The sequence below is a fragment of the Microbacterium sp. NPDC056044 genome, from assembly GCF_042267145.1.
In the GTDB taxonomy this organism is placed as follows: domain Bacteria; phylum Actinomycetota; class Actinomycetes; order Actinomycetales; family Microbacteriaceae; genus Microbacterium.
In genome coordinates this window covers 274,386-292,595 of record NZ_JBHJWZ010000002.1, presented here as the reverse complement: position 1 = coordinate 292,595, position 18,210 = coordinate 274,386, and the positions used below count along the sequence as shown (strand labels likewise).

Below are 18,210 nucleotides of genomic sequence, written 5' to 3'. Positions count from 1 at the left end.
CCCCTTCCCCCCGGACCCGAAACGAGGAGCCCCGTGACCACCACCGTCTCGCCGGCGAGCTCGACCACGTCGGGCGCGAGCCCGCGATCGCCCAAGCGCATCGGCTTCGGCCATCGGATGAGCGCGTGGGACCTGAAGCTCTCCCCTTACCTCTACATCTCGCCGTTCTTCCTGCTGTTCATCGTGGTCGGGCTGTTCCCGATCGCCTACACCGCCGTGATCTCGTTCATGGACTGGGATCTCGTCCGCAACTCCGGCGAGTTCATCGGGTTCGCGCAGTACGAATGGGTGCTCGCCAACCCCAAGTTCTGGGTGGCGCTGCGCAACACCTTCAGCATCTTCCTGCTCTCGAGCATCCCCCAGCTGATCGCCGCGATCTTCATCGCCGCGATGCTCGACCAGAACATCCGCGCCAAGACCTTCTGGCGCATGGGCGTGCTCGTGCCCTACGTCATGGCCCCCGTCGCCGTGGCCCTCATCTTCAGCAACATGTTCGGCGACCAGTACGGCATCATCAACACGATGCTGAACCGGATCGGCATCCCTGACATCCCGTGGCACTCCAACGCCTTCGCGAGCCACATCGCGATCGCCACGATGGTCAACTTCCGCTGGACGGGGTACAACACCCTCATCCTGCTCGCCGCGATGCAGGCCATCCCGCGCGACTACTACGAGGCCGCGACGGTCGACGGCGCCGGCAAGATCCGCCAGTTCTTCTCGATCACGGTGCCGAGCCTGCGTCCGACGCTCATCTTCGTGATCATCACGTCGACCATCGGCGGCCTGCAGATCTTCGACGAGCCCCGCATGTACGACCAGTACGGCACCGGCGGCGCCGACTCGCAGTGGCTGACCATCAGCCTGTGGCTCTACAACATCGGCTGGGGCGAGTGGAACTTCGGCCGCGCCGCAGCGCTCGCGTGGATCCTGTTCCTGATCATCCTCGCGATCGGCATCGTGAACCTGTTCGTCTCACAGGGCCTCATCCGCAACGAAGGAGGCCGCGGGCAGCTGACCAGAGCGCAGCGCCGCGCCGCCGCCAGGGCCGCGCGCGCCGCCGTGGCCGCCCAATCCGCGACCGCGTCCGGCTCGGCCGCGTCCACCGACACGCAGAAGGAGGTCGTGCGATGAGCGCTCCCGCCGTGATGCCGCTGCACCTCGACGATCCCGAAACACCCCGCGAGGAGCGCCGTGCGCCGCGTCGCCGCCGTCGTCGCGGCGGTGCGGGCGAGCGCCCGGGCTGGTTCGTCTACACCGCGCTGAGCTTCGTGCTCCTGGCCTCGCTGCTGCCGTACTACTGGTCGCTGCTGATCGGCTCGGGCGACTCGTCGACGATCCGCGACCCCAACATGTCGTGGATCCCCGGCGGCAACTTCTTCGCGAACGCCGCCGCGGTGATCAACGACCCCGCCGTGAACTTCTGGCTGGCGCTGTGGAACTCGATCTGGAGCTCGACGATCATCGCGCTCTCGGTGGTGTTCTTCTCGACGCTCGCCGGCTGGGCCTTCGCCAAGCTCCGCTTCCGCGGCGCGAGCTGGCTGCTCATCTTCGTGATCGCGACGATGGCGGTCCCGACCCAGCTGGGTGTCGTGCCGCTGTACATCCTGTTCGCCGACCTCGGCTGGACGGGCCAGATCGGCGCGATCATCATCCCCGCGCTGGTGACGGCGTTCGGTGTGTTCTGGATGACGCAGTACCTGCGCCAGACCGTGCCCGACGAGCTCATCGAGGCGGCGCGCGTCGACGGGGCGAACTCGTTCCGCACGTTCCTCACGGTCGGCCTCCCCGCCGCGCGGCCCGCCGCCGCGATGCTCGGCCTGTTCACGTTCGTGACCGCGTGGAACAACTTCTTCTGGCCGTTCATCGTGCTCGACCGGCAGAACCCGACGCTCCCCGTCGCGCTCTCGCTCCTGCAGTCGAACTACTTCGTCGACTACTCGATCGTGCTCGCCGGTGTGCTGCTGGCCACCATTCCGCTCCTCATCCTGTTCGTGTTCACGGGCAAGCAGCTGGTCAGCGGCATCATGGCCGGCGCCGTCAAGGGCTAGACCTTCCCCACCCTCGGCATCCCTTCTGCCCTGGGCCTCCTGACATCGACGTTCCCCGAGAGGATCATTGACCTCATGACGACCGCGATCTCTCGCGCCTTCCCCCAGGACTTCCTGTTCGGCGCCGCGACCGCTGCCTTCCAGATCGAGGGGGCCGCCCACGAGGACGGCCGCCGCGATTCGATCTGGGACGCCTTCTGCCGCGTGCCGGGCGCCGTCATCAACGCCGACAACGGCGACGTGGCGTGCGACCACTACCACCGCTACGGCGATGACGTGGCGCTCATGAAGGAGCTGGGCCTCCAGACGTACCGCTTCTCGACGTCGTGGTCGCGCGTGCGGCCCGACGGCGGGGCGGTCAACCTCAAGGGCGTCGACTTCTACAAGCGCCTGGTCGACGAGCTGCTCGGGGCCGACATCCTCCCGTGGCTGACGCTCTACCACTGGGATCTGCCGCAGGCGCTGCAGGAGAAGGGCGGCTGGGCCAACCGCGACACGGCCGACCTCTTCACCGAGTACGCGCTGACGATGCACGACGCGCTGGGCGACCGGGTGAACGTGTGGACCACGCTCAACGAGCCGTGGTGCTCGTCGTTCCTCAGCTACACGGCGGGCATCCACGCGCCGGGCCACTACAGCGTCGAGGAGGGCGTGCTCGCCGCGCACCACCTGCTGCTCGGCCACGGCCAGGCCGTGCGCGAGCTACGGGCCCGCGACGAGTCGCTCAAGCTCGGCATCACGCTGAACCTCACGGTCGCCGAGCCGGTCGACGAGAACGACCCGGCCGACGTCGACGCCGCGCGCCGCATCGACGGTCAGTTCAACCGCTGGTTCCTCGACCCGATCTTCCGCGCGGAGTACCCGGCCGACATCGTCGAAGACATCCGGAAGGTGGATGCTGCGGCCATCGCCGCGTGGGAGACCGCCGTGCGCCCGGGTGACCTCGAGACGATCGCGACGCCCATCGACACGCTCGGCGTGAACTACTACCACGGCGAGTACGTGGGCGGCCATGAGCCGGTGAACCCGCCGATCGGCGGCGATGCGCCGACCGACCGCCCTGCGCGCTCTCCGTTCCCCTCGCACGATGCCATCTACTGGCACGAGCGCGGACTGCCCCGCACGCCGATGCAGTGGGAGGTGCAGCCCGAGGGGCTGACCACGCTCCTCGAGCGCGTGTGGGACGAGTACGCCCAGCCGGCCGGCACGGTGCTCTACGTCACCGAGAACGGCGCCGCGTACGACGACGAGCTCGTGGTCGACGGCGGCGAGAAGCGCGTGCACGACGCCGACCGCGTCGAGTTCCTGCGCGGCCACCTCGGCGCGATCCTCGACGCGGCCGAGGCCGGCGTCGACGTGCGCGGGTACTTCTACTGGTCGTTCCTCGACAACTTCGAGTGGGCGTGGGGGTACGAGAAGCGGTTCGGAATGGTGCGGGTCGACTATGACACGCAGGAGCGCACCCCGAAGGACAGCGCTCTCGAGTACAGCCGCATCATCGGCGCCCGCGCGATCGACCTCGCGTCCGCGCGCGCCGCGACGGTGGCGTCGTAGCACAGGGCCGCGGGATGGCTGCGGCGCAGTAGCATCCGGGAAGGAGGGGGCAGCAATGAGTACCGAGGCCATGCGGCAGAGCCAGCGAGGAGCCGGCATCGCGCACGCGGCGACGATCGAAGAGGTCGCCGCGGCGGCGGGCGTCTCGCGCTCGACGGTGTCGCGCGTCGTGAACGGCTCGACCGCGGTCAGCCCCGAGGCTCTCGAGTCGGTGACGCGCGCGATCAACGAGCTCAACTACGTCCCCAACCGCGCCGCGCGGTCGCTCGCGAGCCAGAAGACGCACGCCGTCGCGCTCATCGTGCCCGAAGACACCACCCGGTTCTTCGGCGACCCGTTCTTCGCGGCGATCGTGTCGGGCATCAACTCCCGCCTCAGCCGCTCGGACTACGTGCTCAACCTCTTCATCGCGAGCGACGACCCGGGCGACAAGACGACCTCGTATGTGCGCTCCGGCGCGGTCGACGGCTGCATCGTCGTCTCGCACCACACCAGCGACACGTTTATCGACCGCATCGCCAACGTCGTGCCCGTCGTCTACGGCGGACGCCCGGTGCGTGAGCGCGAGCTCGACTACTACGTCGACGTCGACAACGTCCGCGGGGCGTACGACGCCACGGTCTACCTCATCGAGAGCGGGCGCCGCCGCATCGCGACCATCACGGGCCCGCGCGACATGCCCGCCGGGGTCGACCGCCTGCAGGGATACCGCGACGCGCTCGCCGCGTGGAACCTCGACGAGATCGCGGTCGAGGACGGCAACTTCACCGCCGACGGCGGTGCCGACGCGATGCGCCGGGTGCTCGCCACGGGGGCGAAGCCCGATGCGGTCTTCGTCGCCAGCGACCTGATGGCGCGCGGCGTGCTGACGGTGCTCACGGCCGCGGGCATGCGCGTCCCCGAGGACGTCGCGATCATCGGCTTCGACGACTCACCCGTGGCCACGTCGGTCCTCCCGCAGCTGACGACGATGCGCCAGCCGTCGTTCGCGCAGGGGGAGCGCATGGCCACGGTGCTGCTGGACCTCCTCGCGGGGCGGCATCCTCGTCACGTCACGATCCTCGAGACCGAGCTCGTCGTCCGCGACTCCGTCTGACGCCCCGGCGCGTCAGCCGCGGCCGGGAACGGTCGCGTGGAGCAGGTTGAGCCAGGGGTCGTCGAAGGCCAGGGTGCGGCCGTCGTCGCGCACCTCGAGGCCGTGGTGGCGCAGCCGCTCGGCGAGTTCGCCCAGTGAGTCGCCATCGGGAAGCGCGAGGTCGACGCGGCCGAGGCCGAGCGCGGGCATCCGCGGTCCCGCGCCGCGCGAGTTCCACACGTTCATCGCCATGTGGTGGTGGTAGCCGCCGGCGCTGACGAACAGAGCCTGGTCGCCCATCGCCGCCGTCTCGTCGAAGCCGAGTGCGTCGACGTAGAACGCGCGGGCGCTCGCGACGTCGCCGACCGACAGATGCACGTGACCGACGGATGCCGCGTCCTGCCCGGTCCCGCCGCTCGCGGCCCGTTCGGTCAGGTGCTCGCGCAGGAAGCCGTTGGGGTCGAGGTAGAGGGTCGCCATCTCGACGCTGCCGTGGATCCACGACCAGTCGGTGCGCGTGCGGTCCCGGTACAGTTCGATGCCGTTCCCCTCGGGGTCGGTGAGGTAGAACGCCTCGCTGACCAGGTGATCGGCCGACCCCGTGAAGGTGTGGGGCGCCCGCTGCGCGACGCTGTAGAGCGCCGCGGCGAGGGCCTCCTGGGTCTCGAACAGGATCGCGGTGTGGAACAGCCCCGCGGCGCCCGGCGTCGCGTGGCGCAGCGCCGGCTCGTGCTTCAGGATGACCACCGGCCGGCCCGCGCGTCCGAGCACGACCTCGTCGCCCTCGGCCGACAGCACCTGCAGGGTGACGACGTCGCGGTAGAACGCGGTCATGCCGTCGAGGTCGCCGACGAGGAGCGTCACGGCCCCCATCGAGGTGTCGGCGGCGAGCTTGTCGTGGTGTGCGATGTCATTCACGTGTACCTACAACCATTTGCCCGCAGCATCCATTCCCCCTTTTCGCTGCCCGAAGAAGGGGAGTGGATGCTGCGGCCCCATGCCTACTTGACCTGCGAGTCCTGCGGGTCGCCGCCGAGCTGGCCCACGGCGGGGAGCGGGCCGCCGTCGTCGGCGCCGGTCTTGCGCCAGCGGGCGATGGCGTTGCCGAGGTGGTAGATCAGCAGGGCGGCTGCCGCGCCGATGACGATCGCGCCGAGCTGGAAGTCGCCCCAGACCATGGTGAAGCCGGCGATCGCGATCACGAGCGAGACGGCGGCCGTGTACTGGTTCACCGGGCGCGAGAAGTCGACGCGGTTGTCGACCCAGATCTTGATGCCGATGATGCCGATGAGTCCGTAGAGCGCGGTCGTCACGCCGCCGAGCACGCCGGCGGGGATCGAGTTGAACACCGCGCCGACCACCGGCGACAGCGACAGCAGGATCGCGAAGATGCCCGCGACCCAGTAGGCGGCCGTCGAGTACACGCGGGTCGCCGCCATGACGCCGATGTTCTCGCCGTACGTCGTCGTGCCCGAGCCGCCGAACGAGCCCGCGAGCACGGTGGCCGCGCCGTCGGCGATGAGCGCCCGGCCGGTGTACTTGTTGACGGATGCCTCGGTCATCGTCGCGACGCCGCGCACGTGCCCGACGTTCTCGGCGATGAGCACGAGCACGACCGGCAGGAACATGGCGATGACGCTCCAGGTGCCGGGGTTGCCGAACGTCGGGAACTGGAACGTCGGGAGGCCCACCCACTGCCCGTTGGCGACGAGCTCGTTCACGGCGTCGAAGTTCACCTCGCCGCGCAGCAGCGCCACGATGTAGCCGACGATCACGCCGAGGAAGATCGAGATGCGGCCGAGGAAGCCGCGGAACAGCACGCTGCCGAGGATGACCGCCGCGAGCGTGATGGTCGCGGTGATCGGCGCCTGCTGGAAGTTCTGCCACGCGACCGGCGCGAGGTTGAAGCCGATGAGCGCGACGATGGCGCCGGCGACGACCGGCGGCATGAGCTTCTCGATCCAGCCGAGGCCTGCGAACTGGACGACGAAGCCGACGATCGCGAGCAGCACGCCGACGGCGACGATGCCGGCGAGGGCCGAGCCCATGCCCTGCGACGCGGTGGCGGCGGTGACCGGCGCGATGAAGGCGAACGACGAGCCGAGGTAGCTGGGGAGGCGGTTCTTCGTGACGAGGAGGAACAGCAGCGTCCCGATGCCCGAGAACAGCAGCGTCGTCGACACGGGGAAGCCGGTGAGCACCGGCACCAGGAACGTGGCGCCGAACATCGCGATGACGTGCTGCGCGCCGATCGCGATGGTCGCGGGCCAGTTCAGCCGCTCGTCGGGCTTCACGACCTTGCCGGGTTCGACGGTCCGGCCGTTGCCGTGAATGGTCCACAGAGGCATGCGCGCTCCTTGCGCTCGGGTGATGGTGCGAGCATCACCCTAGCGAGCGGGCGCGCGCGAGTTGCCTCGGCCACGCGGCATCCGAAAGGGTGGAGGGAGAACCGCCCGCACCCGACGCCGAATCGACGGAGGACCGTGACCGACCCCGCAATGCCGCCGACCCCGTCCGCGCTCGAGCTTCGAGGCCTCCACAAGCGGTTCGGCGACAAGCTCGCGGTGGCCGATGTCAGCCTGCGCGTGCCCACCGGATCGTTCTACGGATTGGTCGGCCCGAACGGCGCCGGCAAGACCACGACGCTCTCGATGGCGACGGGGCTCCTCATGCCCGACGCCGGTCAGGCGCTCGTGCACGGCGTCGACGTGTGGCGCGAGCCGGTGAAGGCGAAGGCGATGGTCGGCAACCTCGCCGACGGCGTCAAGCTGTTCGACCGCCTCACGGGCGAGCAGCTCGTCACCTACAACGGGCTGCTCTTCGGCCTGCCGCACGACGAGATCGCGCAGCGCACGGCGGATCTCCTCTCGCTGATGGATATGACGGATGCTGCGGGCACGATGGTCGTCGACTACTCGGCCGGCATGACCAAGAAGATCGCGCTGGCGTGCGCCCTGGTCCACGCCCCGCGGCTGCTCGTGCTCGACGAGCCCTTCGAGTCGGTCGACCCGGTGTCGGCCGCGAACATCGAGGACATCCTCGCCGGCTACGTTGCCGGCGGGGGCACCGTCATCGTCTCGAGCCACTCGATGGATCTCGTGCAGCGCATGTGCGACCACGTCGCGATCGTCGCGGCCGGACGCCTCCTCGTCGCCGGCACCGTCGACGACGTGCGTGCGGGCCAGTCGCTGCAGGACCGCTTCGTCGACCTCGTCGGCGGCCGCCGCCACACGGAAGGCCCGGAATGGTTGCGGCGCTCCTGAGGCTGCGGTTCCGCGTCCTCGGCAATCAGCTCGCGCGGAGCCCCTGGCAGCTGGTCGGGTTCATCCTCGGCGCGCTGTACGGCGTGGTGATCCTGCTGGGGATCGTCGCGGGCCTCGTCGCGCTGGGATTCGCGGACGTGCGGCTCGCGGGCATCGTGATCGTCGGCGCCGGATCGCTCGTCACGCTGGGGTGGGCGCTCATCCCTCTCGTGGCGTTCGGTGTCGACACGACGCTCGACCCCGACCGGCTCGTCGTGTTCCCCATGACGACGTCGCGCATGATGGTCGCGCTCACGCTCGCCGGGGTCTGCGGCATCCCGGGCATCGTCACGTCCGTCGCCGCCCTCGCCACGATCGCGACGTGGGCGCACTGGCCGGCGGCGATCGTCGCGTGGCTGGTGAGCACCCCCGTGGCGATCCTCACGGCGGTGGTCGCCTCGCGCGCCGTCGCCACCGTCGCCTCGGGCTTCGGCGGGGGTCGGCGCTTCCGCGAGGTCGCCGGCATCCTCGTCTTCATCCCGCTCATCCTGGCTGGACCGATCATCGCGGCGCTCGCGTCCGGCGTCTCGGTGAACGCCGCCACGCTCGCCGAGACGCTGCCCCTCCTCGGGTGGACGCCGCTCGGCGCTGCGTGGGCGGTGCCCGCCGACGCAGCCGCCGGCGATCTCGGCGCGGCCGCGGCGAAGCTGCTCATCGCGTTCGCCACCCTCGCGGCGCTGTGGCTGCTGTGGCGCGCGTCGCTGGCACGCTCCCTCGTGCGTCCTCGGGCGGCCTCCTCCGCTGCCGTGCGCGCGGGATCGATCGGGTGGTTCGGCCGCGTTCCGACGGGCGCCGCGGGCGCGGTGTTCGCGCGGGCGCTGACGTACTGGACGCGCGACCCGCGGTATCTGCGCCAGCTCATCGCGGTGCCGCTGGTGCCGGTGCTCCTCTGGTTCTACGCGCGGGACGGCGACCCGCTCGTGGCGCTGGCGTTCTCGGCGCCGATCATCGCGTTCGTCATCGGCATCGTGGTCTACGCCGACATCTCCTACGACGGCACGGCGTTCGGCACCGAGGTCGCGACGGGAGCGCGCGGCCGTGCGGACCGGCTCGGCCGCACCCTCGCCGCCGCCGCGGTGGCGGTGCCGCTCGTGCTCCTGGCCGCGATCCTGCCCCTGGCGCTGGCCGGCGACTGGACGCAGCTGCCCGGCATCCTCGGCATGGCGCTGGGAGTCCTCTTCACCAGCTACGGCGTGTGCGCCGTCACCTCCGCCCAGCTCGTCGTGCCGGTTCCCGGCTCGGGGGACAACCCGTTCAAGCGCGTTCCTGGCACGACGTTCCTGCAGGGCATGGCCTTCCTCGGCATCTGGCTCGTGGCGCTCGCGCTCTCGGCGCCCGCGATCATCGTGGGGCTCATCGGCTACTTCACCGAGAACCCGACCCTGAGCTGGATCGCCTTCGCCATCGGCATCGTATTCGGCACCGCGGTGCTCGTCGGCGGCATCCTGATCGGCGGCACCATGCTCGACCGCTCCGGCCCGATGCTTCTCGCCCGGTTGAAGGCGATGAAGAACGCGTGACGGATGCTGCACCCCTGACCACGCGTCGCAGCAGCAGCCGCCCACCCTCCTGAGCCCGCGCACCATCCTGAGCCCGCGCACCCTCCTGAGCCCGCCCAACCTCCTCGGGCTCCGTCCTGGCTAGCTCGCCTCGGCGCGAGGTGGCGAGACTGGGGGAATGCGTCGAGACACAGGGCGTCGTCCCCGGTCTCGTCGACGATCCCCGGTCCCGGCAAGCCCGAAGCAAACGCGCCGGACGCCGCACGCCGGACGCCCAGCCCAGGCGAGCGCGCCGGACGCCCAGACAGCGGGATGCGGGATGCCCCGCCGCGGTGTCAGGCGGCGGTGAGGCGCTCGAGCAGCTCGCGGTAGCGGGCGGTGGTGCGCTCGACGATGTCGGCGGGCAGCGCCGGCGGCTCGCCCTCGCGCGGCGCCGGCCAGTTCGCGGCGAGCCAGTCGCGCACGATCTGCTTGTCGAAGCTCGCCATGCGCTCTGCGGGAGTGGTGCCGGAGGCCCAGGCCGCAGCATCCCAATATCGTGACGAGTCGCTCGTGAGCACCTCGTCGGCCAGCGTCAGCACGCCGTTGGCGTCGAGGCCGAACTCGAACTTCGTGTCGGCCAGGATCACGCCGTGCGCCTCGGCCGTCGCGGCCGCGCGCGCGTAGATCTCGAGCGAGAGGTCGCGCAGCTCGGCCGCGCGCTCGGCGCCGACGAGCTCGACGGTGCGCTCGTACGAGATGTTCTCGTCGTGCTCGCCCAGCGGCGCCTTGTACGCGGGGGTGTAGATCGGCTCGGGCAGCCGGTCGCCGTTCGACAGACCCTCGGGCAGCGCGATGCCGCACACCGTGCCGTTCTCGCGGTACTCCGCCCAGCCCGACCCGGTGAGGTATCCGCGCACGACGCACTCGATCGGCAGCATGTCGAGGCTCTTCACGACCATCGCGCGCCCCGTGACGGCGTCGGGGATCAGGCTCTTCAGGTCGTCGGGGGTGTTGGCTTCGCCGTCGGCGCCGAGGGTGAGCGCGTGCGAGGCGGCGAGATGATTCGGGATGCTGCGGCCCCCGTCCGCGCCGGCGAGCCGGTCGAACCACCACAGGCTGAGGGTGGTGAGCAGCTCGCCCTTGCCCGCAATGCCCGGCGACAGCACGTGGTCGAACGCGCTGACGCGGTCGCTCGCCACGACGAGCATGCGCTCGGGCGTCGCCCCCTCGGGCGTGTCCGCCGGAACGTAGAGGTCGCGCACCTTGCCGGAGTAGGCGTGGCGCCAGCCGGCGAGCTCGGTCGTGGGGGTGGGGATAGCCGTCACCCGACCCATTATCCCGCCTGGACAGACGCCGCTCGCTAGCCTGGAACAGTGACCGAGGCATCCGATCAGTCCGAGCCCGCCACCGCCGCCGACCGCCGGCCGACGATCGAGCGCTGGGTGTTCTGGCCCGCCGCGGGTATCGCGATCGCCTTCATCGTGTTCGCGCTCGTCGTGCCGGAGACGGCGGAGCGGACGTTCGGCACCGTGCAGGCCGCGATCGTCGCCGGGTTCAACTGGTACTACGTGCTGATCGCTGCGCTGTTCGTCGCCTTCGCCCTCGTGATGGGCTTCGGCCGGTTCGGGTCGATCAAGCTCGGCGCCGACGACGACGAGCCGGAGTTCTCGGTGATGTCGTGGTTCTCGCTGCTGTTCGCCGCCGGCATGGGCATCGGACTCGTCTTCTACGGGGTGAGCGAGCCGCTGAGTCACTTCACGAGCCCGCGACCGGGCGTCGAGGGCACGCCCGCGCAGCTCGCACAGGCCGCGATGTCGCAGACCTACCTGCACTGGGGCGTGCACGCGTGGTCGATCTATGTCGTGGTGGGCCTCGCGCTCGCGTACGCCTTCCACCGCCGCAAGCGGCCGATGACGATCCGCTGGGCGCTCGAGCCCGTGCTCGGCGCCGATCGCGTCCGCGGCGGCTGGGGTCACGTCATCGATGCGGCGGCGCTCGTCGGCACGATCTTCGGCGTCGCGACCTCGCTCGGGCTGGGCGTCCTGCAGATCAGCGCCGGGCTCGAGGCGCTCGGCGTGATCGAGGCCACGCCGCTCGCGCAGACGATCATCATCGCGATCATCACGGCGATGGTGCTGTGGTCGGTGCTGTCGGGCGTCGCGCGAGGGATGAAGTGGCTCTCGAACTTCAACCTCATCCTCGCCGCCGCGCTGCTGGTGTACCTGCTCGCGACCGGGCCGACGGCCTTCCTGCTGCGGGAGTTCGTGCAGTCGATCGGCGCATACCTGCAGAACTTCATCGCGCTGTCGTTCAATCTCAACGCCTACACGGGTGCCGAGGGGCTCGCCTGGCAGGGCAACTGGACGACGTTCTATTGGGGCTGGTGGATCTCGTGGGCCCCCTTCGTCGGCGTCTTCATCGCGCGCGTCTCGCGCGGCCGGACCGTGCGCGAGTTCGTCACCGGAGTGATCCTCGTGCCGACGCTCGTGGGCATCCTCTGGTTCAGCGTGCTGGGCGGCACGGCCATCTGGCTCGAGCTCACCGGCCAGGCCGACCTCACCGGGGCGGACGGCGCCGTCCAGGTCGAGACCGCCCTGTTCTCGATGCTCGCCGAAGTGCCGGGCTCCGCCATCGTGACGGTCGGCGTGATCATCCTCATCGGCATCTTCTTCGTGACGTCGGCCGACTCCGGCTCGCTCGTCATGAGCATGCTCGCCACGGGCGGTCAGGCTGAGCCCAAGCGCTGGGTGCGCGTGTTCTTCACGCTCGCCACCGCGCTCATCGCGCTCACGCTGCTGTTCGCCGGCGGGCTTCAGGCATTGCAGACCGCGGCGATCAGCATCGCGCTGCCGTTCAGCCTCGTCATGATCGCGATCTGCTGGGCCACGGTCATCGCGTTCCGCCGCGAGATCCGCGCGTACGACAAGGCCGAGCGCGCGCAGTTCCGCGATCAGATCGGGCGCTACTACGGCCTCGAGGTCGAGGAGCCCACCCAGCGCGGGGTCTTCGGCCGCTGGCGCCCGCGCCGCCGGGGGCCGGATCCGTCGAGCGCGGCCGCTGCGGCATCCGTGTCGGCCGATCGCGCCGATCGCGCCGATCCTGCCGACACGACCCCGCTCGACGCCGCATCCGGCGACCCGCGCGACCCCGACACCCCCTGACGCGCCCTATGGCGTGATCTCGTCGACGTGCGCGAACGCCTCGGCGACGAGCGCAGGCCAGCGGGCCGCAGCATCCGTCCCCGCGGTCGCCCATTCGCGCATCGGTCTGCCGCGCATGACGGCCGGCTGGGCTTCACCCGCCTCGGCCAGTTCGCCGACGCGCTTCTCGGGGAGCTTCACCATCAGCTCGCCGTCGAACGTCACGAACGCGAACACCTTGCCCCGGACGTTCAGCCCCTCGGAGCCGAACATCGCGCCGAGCGCGACGTCGGGGCGGGTCGTCCACTCCGCCACGATCGGGTCGAAGATCGCGTAGGACGCGGGGAACTTCTCCCTGCGGGCGGCGCCCTTGTCTGCCATGACCCTCACCGTACGACGCCCCACCGACACCGCGCGAGAGGTGCACCTCGCGACGAAGAAGCGTATAGTCCACGTGGACTAATCGACTTGGAGTGATCACCGTGAAGGATGCCGTCGCCCGACTGACCCCGCTCGGGGTGGCCGTGCTCGCCCTGCTGAGCGAGGGGGACATGCACCCGTACGAGATGATCCGGCTGATGCACTTCCGCCGCGACGACCGGCTCGTGACGATCACCAACGGCACGGTCTACCACACCGTCGGCCGGCTCGAACGGGCGGGACTCATCGCCGAGGTCGGCGTCGACCGCGACGGCAACCGCCCCGAGCGCACCACCTATACGCAGACGGATGCCGGCGCCGCCGCGGTGCTCGAATGGGTGCGTCGCGAGCTGCCGCGCGTGGACCGGCCGGCCGAGTTCCGGGTCGCGCTCGCCGAGGTGCACGGACTGGATCGCGCCGAGGCGATCGAGCTGCTCGAGGCCCGGCGCGATGCGCTCGCCGCGGCGCTCGAGGCCCTCGCCGACGGCCTCGCGGTCGCCATGGAGAAGGGCGTTCCCGCGCAATACCTCATCGAGATCGACCGCGAGCTCGCGCTCCTCCGCGCCGAGCTGGCGTGGATGGACGAGATCATCCCGCGCATCACCGATCCCGAGTTCGCCTGGGGGCCCGCCCCGACCCCCTCGGAACGCTATCTCGCCCAGAGAAAGGCAGCACGACAGTGACCACCCCCGACGCCCCGGACTCCCGCCGCACGGCGGCCGCAGCATCCGGAACCGCCTCCGCGACCCACCCGCCCACCGGCGCCTATGCCGCCGGACACAAGCCGCACAGCCCGTGGCCCGCCCTCTGGGCGCTGGTCATCGGGTTCTTCATGATCCTCGTCGACACGACGATCGTCTCGGTCGCGAACCCCGCCATCAAGGCGGCGCTCGACCCGAACACCAACAACCTCGACAACGTCGTGTGGGTCACCTCGGCGTACCTGCTCGCGTACGCGGTGCCGCTGCTCATCACCGGACGCCTCGGCGACCGGTTCGGGCCGAAGAACATCTACCTGATCGGCCTCACGGTCTTCACGCTCGCGTCGCTGTGGTGCGGGCTGTCGGGCACGCTCGAGATGCTGATCATCGCCCGCGCGGTGCAGGGTCTCGGTGCGGCGCTCATGACGCCGCAGACGATGGCCGTGATCACGCGCACCTTCCCGCCGAACCGCCGTGGCGCGGCGATGGGTCTGTGGGGCGCGACCGCCGGTGTCGCGACCCTCGTCGGGCCGCTCGCCGGCGGGCTGCTGGTCGACGGCCTCGGCTGGGAGTGGATCTTCTTCATCAACATCCCGGTCGGCATCATCGCGTTCGTGATGGCGTGGATCCTGGTGCCCAAGCTCGAGACGCACCCGCACCGGTTCGACATCGTCGGGGTCGTGCTGAGCGCCGTCGGCCTCTTCCTCATCGTCTTCGGGCTGCAGGAGGGCGAGAAGTTCGACTGGGCGCCGTGGGTGTGGGCGATGATCGCGGGCGGTGTCGCCGTCATGGCGCTCTTCGTCTGGACGCAGGCACGCACCAAGAACGAGCCGCTCGTGCCGCTGCCGCTCTTCCGCGACCGCAACTTCTCGGTCTCGAACATGGGCATCGCGATCGTCGGGTTCACCGTGACGAGCATGTCGCTGCCGCTGATGTTCTTCATCCAGCTCGCGCGCGGGCTCACCCCGACGCAGTCGGCGCTGCTGCTCATCCCGATGGCCGTGCTCTCGGGCGTCGGCGCGCCGTTCGCCGGTCGCCTCCTCGACCGCACCGACCCGCGGTTCCTGCTGGTGCCCGGCCTGCTCATGGTCGCCGGCTCGCTGTTCTGGTACTCGTCGCTGATGAACGTCGACACCCCGATCTGGATGTTCCTGCTCCCGTCGGCGCTCATGGGCATCGGCAACGCCGGCATGTGGGGTCCGCTCGCGACCACCGCGACGCGCAACCTGCCGCCGCGGCAGGCCGGTGCCGGCGCGGGCATCTACAACACCACGCGGACCATCGGCTCGGTGATCGGCTCGGCCTCCATCGCCGCCTTCATGCAGGCGCGCCTCGAGGCGAACCTGCCCGGCGCGTCGGACGCCCCGGGCGGCTTCGGCGAGGGCACGCTCCCGCCGTTCGTCGTCGACGGGTTCAGCCAGGCGATGGCGCAGGCGATCCTGCTGCCGGCCGCGGTCATGCTCGTCGGTGTGGTCGTGGTGCTGTTCCTGCGCCGGCCGAAGACCACGTCCACCGAGGAGTGGCAGGCAGCCAGCGGCGTCGCTGCCGACTAACCCCGAATCGGCAGCTTGTCAAGAGGTTGGCCGGTGCGAGCGGCGCGTCCCACCATGGTCACATGACCGGACTCGCAGTGATCCTGCTCATCGTCGGAATCGTCCTGCTGCTGTTGGGCGTGTTCATCGAAGCAGCCAAGTTCTTGCTGTGGATCGGCCTCGTGATCATCGTCATCGCCGTGATCGCGTGGCTGATGCGCTTCATCCGCCGTCAGACCTGAGTCCCCCAGCTCAGGTCTCGCGACGCCTGCCGGGTCCTCCTCGATCCCGGGCGTCAGGACGCCGGCCCCGTTGTCCCCCAGCACACGGCGCCGGCGTCCTTCTCTGTGCGCTCGGCGTTCGGTGCGCGCGGCGCTCGGTCCGCTCGGTCCGCTCGGTCCGCTCGGTCGCTCGCGGCTCAGCGCCGGCCGCGGCCGCGTTCGTGAGCCCAGATCGCGAGCTCGACGCGGTTGCGGGCGTCGAGCTTGGTCATGATGCTCGCGAGATGGGTCTTCACGGTGCTCAGCGAGACGTGCAGCTCGTCGCCGATCTCGCTGTTGCCGAGGCCCCGGGCGACCCCGGCGAGCACTGCTTCCTCGCGTTCAGTGAGCGGGCTCGACGGCGGCGTCGGCGGCTGCGGCGCCGCCCCCGCGAAGGCCTCGATGAGCCGCACCGTGACGTTCGGATCGATGAGCGCATCGCCGCGGGCGGCCGCGCGCACGGCCTCGGCGAGCAGCACCGCGCCGGCGTCCTTGAGGAGGAAGCCCCGCGCGCCCGAGCGCAGCGCCTCGTAGACGTACTCGTCGAGGTCGAACGTCGTGATGACCACGACCGGGATCGGATCGGCGACGTCAGGCCCGGCGAGGGCGCGGGTCGCCGCGAGCCCGTCCATCACGGGCATCCTGATGTCGAGCAGGCACACGTCGGGCCGCAGACTCCGCGCGAGAGCGACCGCCTCGGCGCCGTCGGCGGCCTCGCCGACCACCTCGATGTCGGGCTGCGCGTCGAGGATCATCCGCAGCCCCGTGCGCACGAGGTCCTGGTCGTCGGCCACCAGCACGCGCACGGTCATGCGGTCCATCCTGCCCGGGGGAGCGTCGCCGCGACGACCCAGCCGCCGCCGGGCGCGGGGCCCGCGTCGCACGTCCCTCCGAGCAGCGCCGCGCGCTCCCGCATGCCGGTGATCCCGTAGCCGAACGACGGAGTGGATGCTGCGCCCCCGCCGTCGTCGCGCACCTCGAGTCTCACGCCGCCGGCGTCGACCTTGACGCCCACCTCGATCCGCGTGGCTCCGCGGGCATGACGTCGGGCGTTCGTCACGGCCTCCTGGGCGATGCGGAACACCGCGGCCGCGACGGCCTGCGGCACCGTGTCGAGGTCGCCGTCGAGGGTAACGACGACGGCCGGGGACGCAGCATCCACTCGCTCCAGAGAGCGGATCTCGGCGAGCCCGGGGGTCGGCGCGAGCGCGTCGTCGGGCGTACGCAGCACGCCCACCATCGCGCGCATCTCGCGGAGCGTGCGGGTCGCCTCGGCCTCGATCGCGTGCAGCACCCGCAGCGTCGCGCCCGGGTCGGTCGCGGCCACCGCGGTGCCCGCCTGCGCCTGGATCGCGATCGCCGACACGTGGTGGGCGACGGTGTCGTGCAGGTCGCGGGCGAGCTGCTCGCGCTCGAGCAGCCGCACCTGCTCGAGCTCGCGTGTGCGGGCCCGGCGCCGCCACCGCACCGCGAGGCCGAGCGTCGCCGTCGTCACCGCCACGGCCACGCCGCCGATGACGTCGGCGACCTCGGGCGGCGTCGCGACGAAGGTGAGCAGCATCCCGATCACGACGATCGCGCCGCCCGCGATCATGGCCCGTCCGGATCCCCACCGGAACACCGCGTACAGCAGGATCAGGAAGTACGCCGTCGTGAACAGCTGCGGGTCGCCCGCCGTCGCGAGGCCCACGGTGGTGCCGACGGCGAACGCGATCGCGAGCATCGTGAACGGGCGCGCCCGGCGCCACAGCAGCGTCGGGGCGAGCGCGGCGAGCACGATGGCCCACAGCCAGCGCCACGGAACGTCGGTGCGGACGGATGCCTCGACCACCGCCAGCGCCGGGATCACGCCGACGAGCACCCAGTCGCGCCAGACCCGCCGGGGCGGCGCCGGAACCGCCGCGGGCGCATCCCAGAGCGCGCGGACGGGGCTCGTCATGCCCTCATGATAGGCGGGCACCGGTCGCCGCCAGCGGGGCTCCGGTGCGGCGGCGCGCGGTGCGGGCGCGCCGCCGGATCACGACCTCGGCGACCGCGAGGTTGATCACCCAGCCGGCGCTCATGAGCAGCGTGTGCGTGAGGGGTGCGGGCGTGCCCGCGAGGAGCGTGTACGGCAGGAACACGAGCACCTGCGTGCCCGCGCCGAGGCCGATCGCGTAGGCGCGCGTCATCCACGCGCTGTGGGTGCGCACGTCCCCCCGGCGGATCGCGACGAACGCGAGCACGATCGCCGCGGCCATGGCCGTGCCGAGCACGATCCGCACGGCCGCGAGGCCCGGACCCGTGACGGCTGCCGGCATCTCATAGAACACGGTCATCCACAGGGCCGACAGGGCCGAGACCAGCCCTGCGGGAGCGACGACGCGGCCGGCGATGCGGTGCCAGCGCCGGCGGCGCAGCGAGGGCGCGAACTGCAGCGCGCCGAGCAGAAGGAACACGCTCGACCCGACGATGTGCGCGACCACCGGGATCGGCGAGTCGAAGAACCGGGCGTTCTCGGCGGTGACCGCGGCGCCGGTGGCGAGCTGCGTGAGCCGGGCCGAGCCGGCGATCATCGGCACGAGGCTCAGCGCGATCAGACCGGCGGGCACGAGCCATTCCGGCCGGGAGCCGCGCGAGGTGGTGGTTGTCATGTCGCCATGTTGGCGAGGACGGATGCTGCGCCGCTTCGCCCGCCCGGCTCGAAACGCCTCG

Annotated in this window: 17 protein-coding genes; 10 read left to right on the top strand and 7 right to left on the bottom strand. The window is 70.9% G+C overall.

The window, feature by feature from the left end:
• Positions 1-33: 33 nt before the first annotated feature.
• From ACFC1I_RS06395 to ACFC1I_RS06380, 4 genes are all read left to right on the top strand, one after another.
• The gene (locus ACFC1I_RS06395; RefSeq protein ID WP_376007142.1) at positions 34-1,134 is read left to right on the top strand and encodes a carbohydrate ABC transporter permease; all 1,101 of its coding nucleotides are present in this window, start codon (positions 34-36) and stop codon (positions 1,132-1,134) included.
• Positions 1,131-2,051: a carbohydrate ABC transporter permease gene (locus tag ACFC1I_RS06390; protein ID WP_376007140.1), complete on the top strand. Its 921-nt coding sequence runs from the start codon at positions 1,131-1,133 to the stop codon at positions 2,049-2,051. Before ACFC1I_RS06395 ends, ACFC1I_RS06390 begins: the two co-directional genes overlap by 4 nt.
• 75 nt (positions 2,052-2,126) lie before the next feature.
• Entirely contained in the window at positions 2,127-3,605 is a 1,479-nt protein-coding gene (locus tag ACFC1I_RS06385; RefSeq protein ID WP_376007138.1) for a glycoside hydrolase family 1 protein, read from the top strand.
• Positions 3,606-3,660: 55 nt separating this feature from the next.
• Positions 3,661-4,701: a LacI family DNA-binding transcriptional regulator gene (locus ACFC1I_RS06380; protein WP_376007136.1), complete on the top strand. Its 1,041-nt coding sequence runs from the start codon at positions 3,661-3,663 to the stop codon at positions 4,699-4,701.
• A gap of 12 nt (positions 4,702-4,713) precedes the next feature.
• Here the strand turns inward: ACFC1I_RS06380 and ACFC1I_RS06375 are convergent, their stop codons facing one another.
• Both ACFC1I_RS06375 and ACFC1I_RS06370 read right to left on the bottom strand, forming a co-directional pair.
• Positions 4,714-5,553, bottom strand: coding sequence for a VOC family protein (locus tag ACFC1I_RS06375; protein ID WP_376008007.1), 840 nt, complete (start codon positions 5,551-5,553; stop codon positions 4,714-4,716).
• A gap of 128 nt (positions 5,554-5,681) precedes the next feature.
• On the bottom strand, positions 5,682-7,028 hold the full coding sequence (locus ACFC1I_RS06370; RefSeq protein ID WP_376007134.1) for a uracil-xanthine permease family protein: 1,347 nt from the start codon (positions 7,026-7,028) through the stop codon (positions 5,682-5,684).
• Positions 7,029-7,178: 150 nt separating this feature from the next.
• On the opposite strand from ACFC1I_RS06370, the gene ACFC1I_RS06365 reads away from it, so the two are divergent.
• Together ACFC1I_RS06365 and ACFC1I_RS06360 are read left to right on the top strand one after the other, a co-directional pair.
• On the top strand, positions 7,179-7,943 hold the full coding sequence (locus tag ACFC1I_RS06365; protein WP_376008005.1) for an ABC transporter ATP-binding protein: 765 nt from the start codon (positions 7,179-7,181) through the stop codon (positions 7,941-7,943).
• Entirely contained in the window at positions 7,925-9,502 is a 1,578-nt protein-coding gene (locus ACFC1I_RS06360) for a hypothetical protein (protein ID WP_376007132.1), read from the top strand. Before ACFC1I_RS06365 ends, ACFC1I_RS06360 begins: the two co-directional genes overlap by 19 nt.
• 314 nt (positions 9,503-9,816) lie before the next feature.
• Here ACFC1I_RS06360 and ACFC1I_RS06355 read toward each other — a convergent pair whose 3' ends face one another.
• Positions 9,817-10,797, bottom strand: a complete 981-nt coding sequence (locus ACFC1I_RS06355) for a phosphoribosylaminoimidazolesuccinocarboxamide synthase (protein WP_376007130.1) — start codon at positions 10,795-10,797, stop codon at positions 9,817-9,819.
• Between the two features lie 39 nt (positions 10,798-10,836).
• Between ACFC1I_RS06355 and ACFC1I_RS06350 the strand changes: the two genes are divergently transcribed.
• Positions 10,837-12,624 (top strand): BCCT family transporter, encoded by a 1,788-nt coding sequence (locus ACFC1I_RS06350; RefSeq protein WP_376007128.1) that lies wholly within the window; start codon positions 10,837-10,839, stop codon positions 12,622-12,624.
• Between the two features lie 6 nt (positions 12,625-12,630).
• Here ACFC1I_RS06350 and ACFC1I_RS06345 read toward each other — a convergent pair whose 3' ends face one another.
• The gene (locus ACFC1I_RS06345; protein ID WP_376007126.1) at positions 12,631-12,984 is read right to left on the bottom strand and encodes a hypothetical protein; all 354 of its coding nucleotides are present in this window, start codon (positions 12,982-12,984) and stop codon (positions 12,631-12,633) included.
• Positions 12,985-13,076: 92 nt separating this feature from the next.
• Here ACFC1I_RS06345 and ACFC1I_RS06340 point away from each other — a divergent pair, with 92 nt between their 5' ends.
• From ACFC1I_RS06340 to ACFC1I_RS06330, 3 genes are all read left to right on the top strand, one after another.
• On the top strand, positions 13,077-13,706 hold the full coding sequence (locus tag ACFC1I_RS06340) for a PadR family transcriptional regulator (RefSeq protein WP_376007124.1): 630 nt from the start codon (positions 13,077-13,079) through the stop codon (positions 13,704-13,706).
• A 149-nt stretch (positions 13,707-13,855) separates the two neighbouring features.
• Complete coding sequence (locus ACFC1I_RS06335; protein ID WP_376008003.1) at positions 13,856-15,277, top strand: DHA2 family efflux MFS transporter permease subunit; 1,422 nt, start codon at positions 13,856-13,858, stop codon at positions 15,275-15,277.
• Between the two features lie 62 nt (positions 15,278-15,339).
• Positions 15,340-15,498, top strand: a complete 159-nt coding sequence (locus ACFC1I_RS06330) for a hypothetical protein (RefSeq protein ID WP_169583593.1) — start codon at positions 15,340-15,342, stop codon at positions 15,496-15,498.
• Between the two features lie 176 nt (positions 15,499-15,674).
• On the opposite strand, the gene ACFC1I_RS06325 is transcribed toward ACFC1I_RS06330, so the two are convergent.
• The 3 genes from ACFC1I_RS06325 to ACFC1I_RS06315 are packed head-to-tail and all read right to left on the bottom strand — an operon-like array spanning position 15,675 to position 18,149.
• Complete coding sequence (locus ACFC1I_RS06325) at positions 15,675-16,328, bottom strand: response regulator (RefSeq protein WP_376007122.1); 654 nt, start codon at positions 16,326-16,328, stop codon at positions 15,675-15,677.
• Positions 16,325-17,455 carry a sensor histidine kinase gene (locus tag ACFC1I_RS06320; RefSeq protein WP_376007119.1) on the bottom strand — a complete coding sequence of 377 codons (1,131 nt, stop codon included), beginning with the start codon at positions 17,453-17,455 and terminating at the stop codon, positions 16,325-16,327. The genes ACFC1I_RS06325 and ACFC1I_RS06320 overlap by 4 nt, the downstream gene beginning before the upstream one ends.
• 4 nt (positions 17,456-17,459) lie before the next feature.
• Positions 17,460-18,149 (bottom strand): DUF2306 domain-containing protein, encoded by a 690-nt coding sequence (locus tag ACFC1I_RS06315; RefSeq protein WP_376007117.1) that lies wholly within the window; start codon positions 18,147-18,149, stop codon positions 17,460-17,462.
• Positions 18,150-18,210 lie beyond the last annotated feature (61 nt).

Coding starts and splice junctions, on each gene's coding strand:
- ACFC1I_RS06390 (WP_376007140.1), top strand. CDS start 1,131: ATGAGCGCTCCCGCCGTGATGCCGCTGCACCTCGACGATCCCGAAACA.
- ACFC1I_RS06385 (WP_376007138.1), top strand. CDS start 2,127: ATGACGACCGCGATCTCTCGCGCCTTCCCCCAGGACTTCCTGTTCGGC.
- ACFC1I_RS06380 (WP_376007136.1), top strand. CDS start 3,661: ATGAGTACCGAGGCCATGCGGCAGAGCCAGCGAGGAGCCGGCATCGCG.
- ACFC1I_RS06375 (WP_376008007.1), bottom strand. CDS start 5,553: ATGGGGGCCGTGACGCTCCTCGTCGGCGACCTCGACGGCATGACCGCG.
- ACFC1I_RS06370 (WP_376007134.1), bottom strand. CDS start 7,028: ATGCCTCTGTGGACCATTCACGGCAACGGCCGGACCGTCGAACCCGGC.
- ACFC1I_RS06365 (WP_376008005.1), top strand. CDS start 7,179: ATGCCGCCGACCCCGTCCGCGCTCGAGCTTCGAGGCCTCCACAAGCGG.
- ACFC1I_RS06360 (WP_376007132.1), top strand. CDS start 7,925: ATGGTTGCGGCGCTCCTGAGGCTGCGGTTCCGCGTCCTCGGCAATCAG.
- ACFC1I_RS06355 (WP_376007130.1), bottom strand. CDS start 10,797: ATGGGTCGGGTGACGGCTATCCCCACCCCCACGACCGAGCTCGCCGGC.
- ACFC1I_RS06345 (WP_376007126.1), bottom strand. CDS start 12,984: ATGGCAGACAAGGGCGCCGCCCGCAGGGAGAAGTTCCCCGCGTCCTAC.
- ACFC1I_RS06335 (WP_376008003.1), top strand. CDS start 13,856: ATGATCCTCGTCGACACGACGATCGTCTCGGTCGCGAACCCCGCCATC.
- ACFC1I_RS06330 (WP_169583593.1), top strand. CDS start 15,340: ATGACCGGACTCGCAGTGATCCTGCTCATCGTCGGAATCGTCCTGCTG.
- ACFC1I_RS06325 (WP_376007122.1), bottom strand. CDS start 16,328: ATGACCGTGCGCGTGCTGGTGGCCGACGACCAGGACCTCGTGCGCACG.
- ACFC1I_RS06320 (WP_376007119.1), bottom strand. CDS start 17,455: ATGACGAGCCCCGTCCGCGCGCTCTGGGATGCGCCCGCGGCGGTTCCG.
- ACFC1I_RS06315 (WP_376007117.1), bottom strand. CDS start 18,149: ATGACAACCACCACCTCGCGCGGCTCCCGGCCGGAATGGCTCGTGCCC.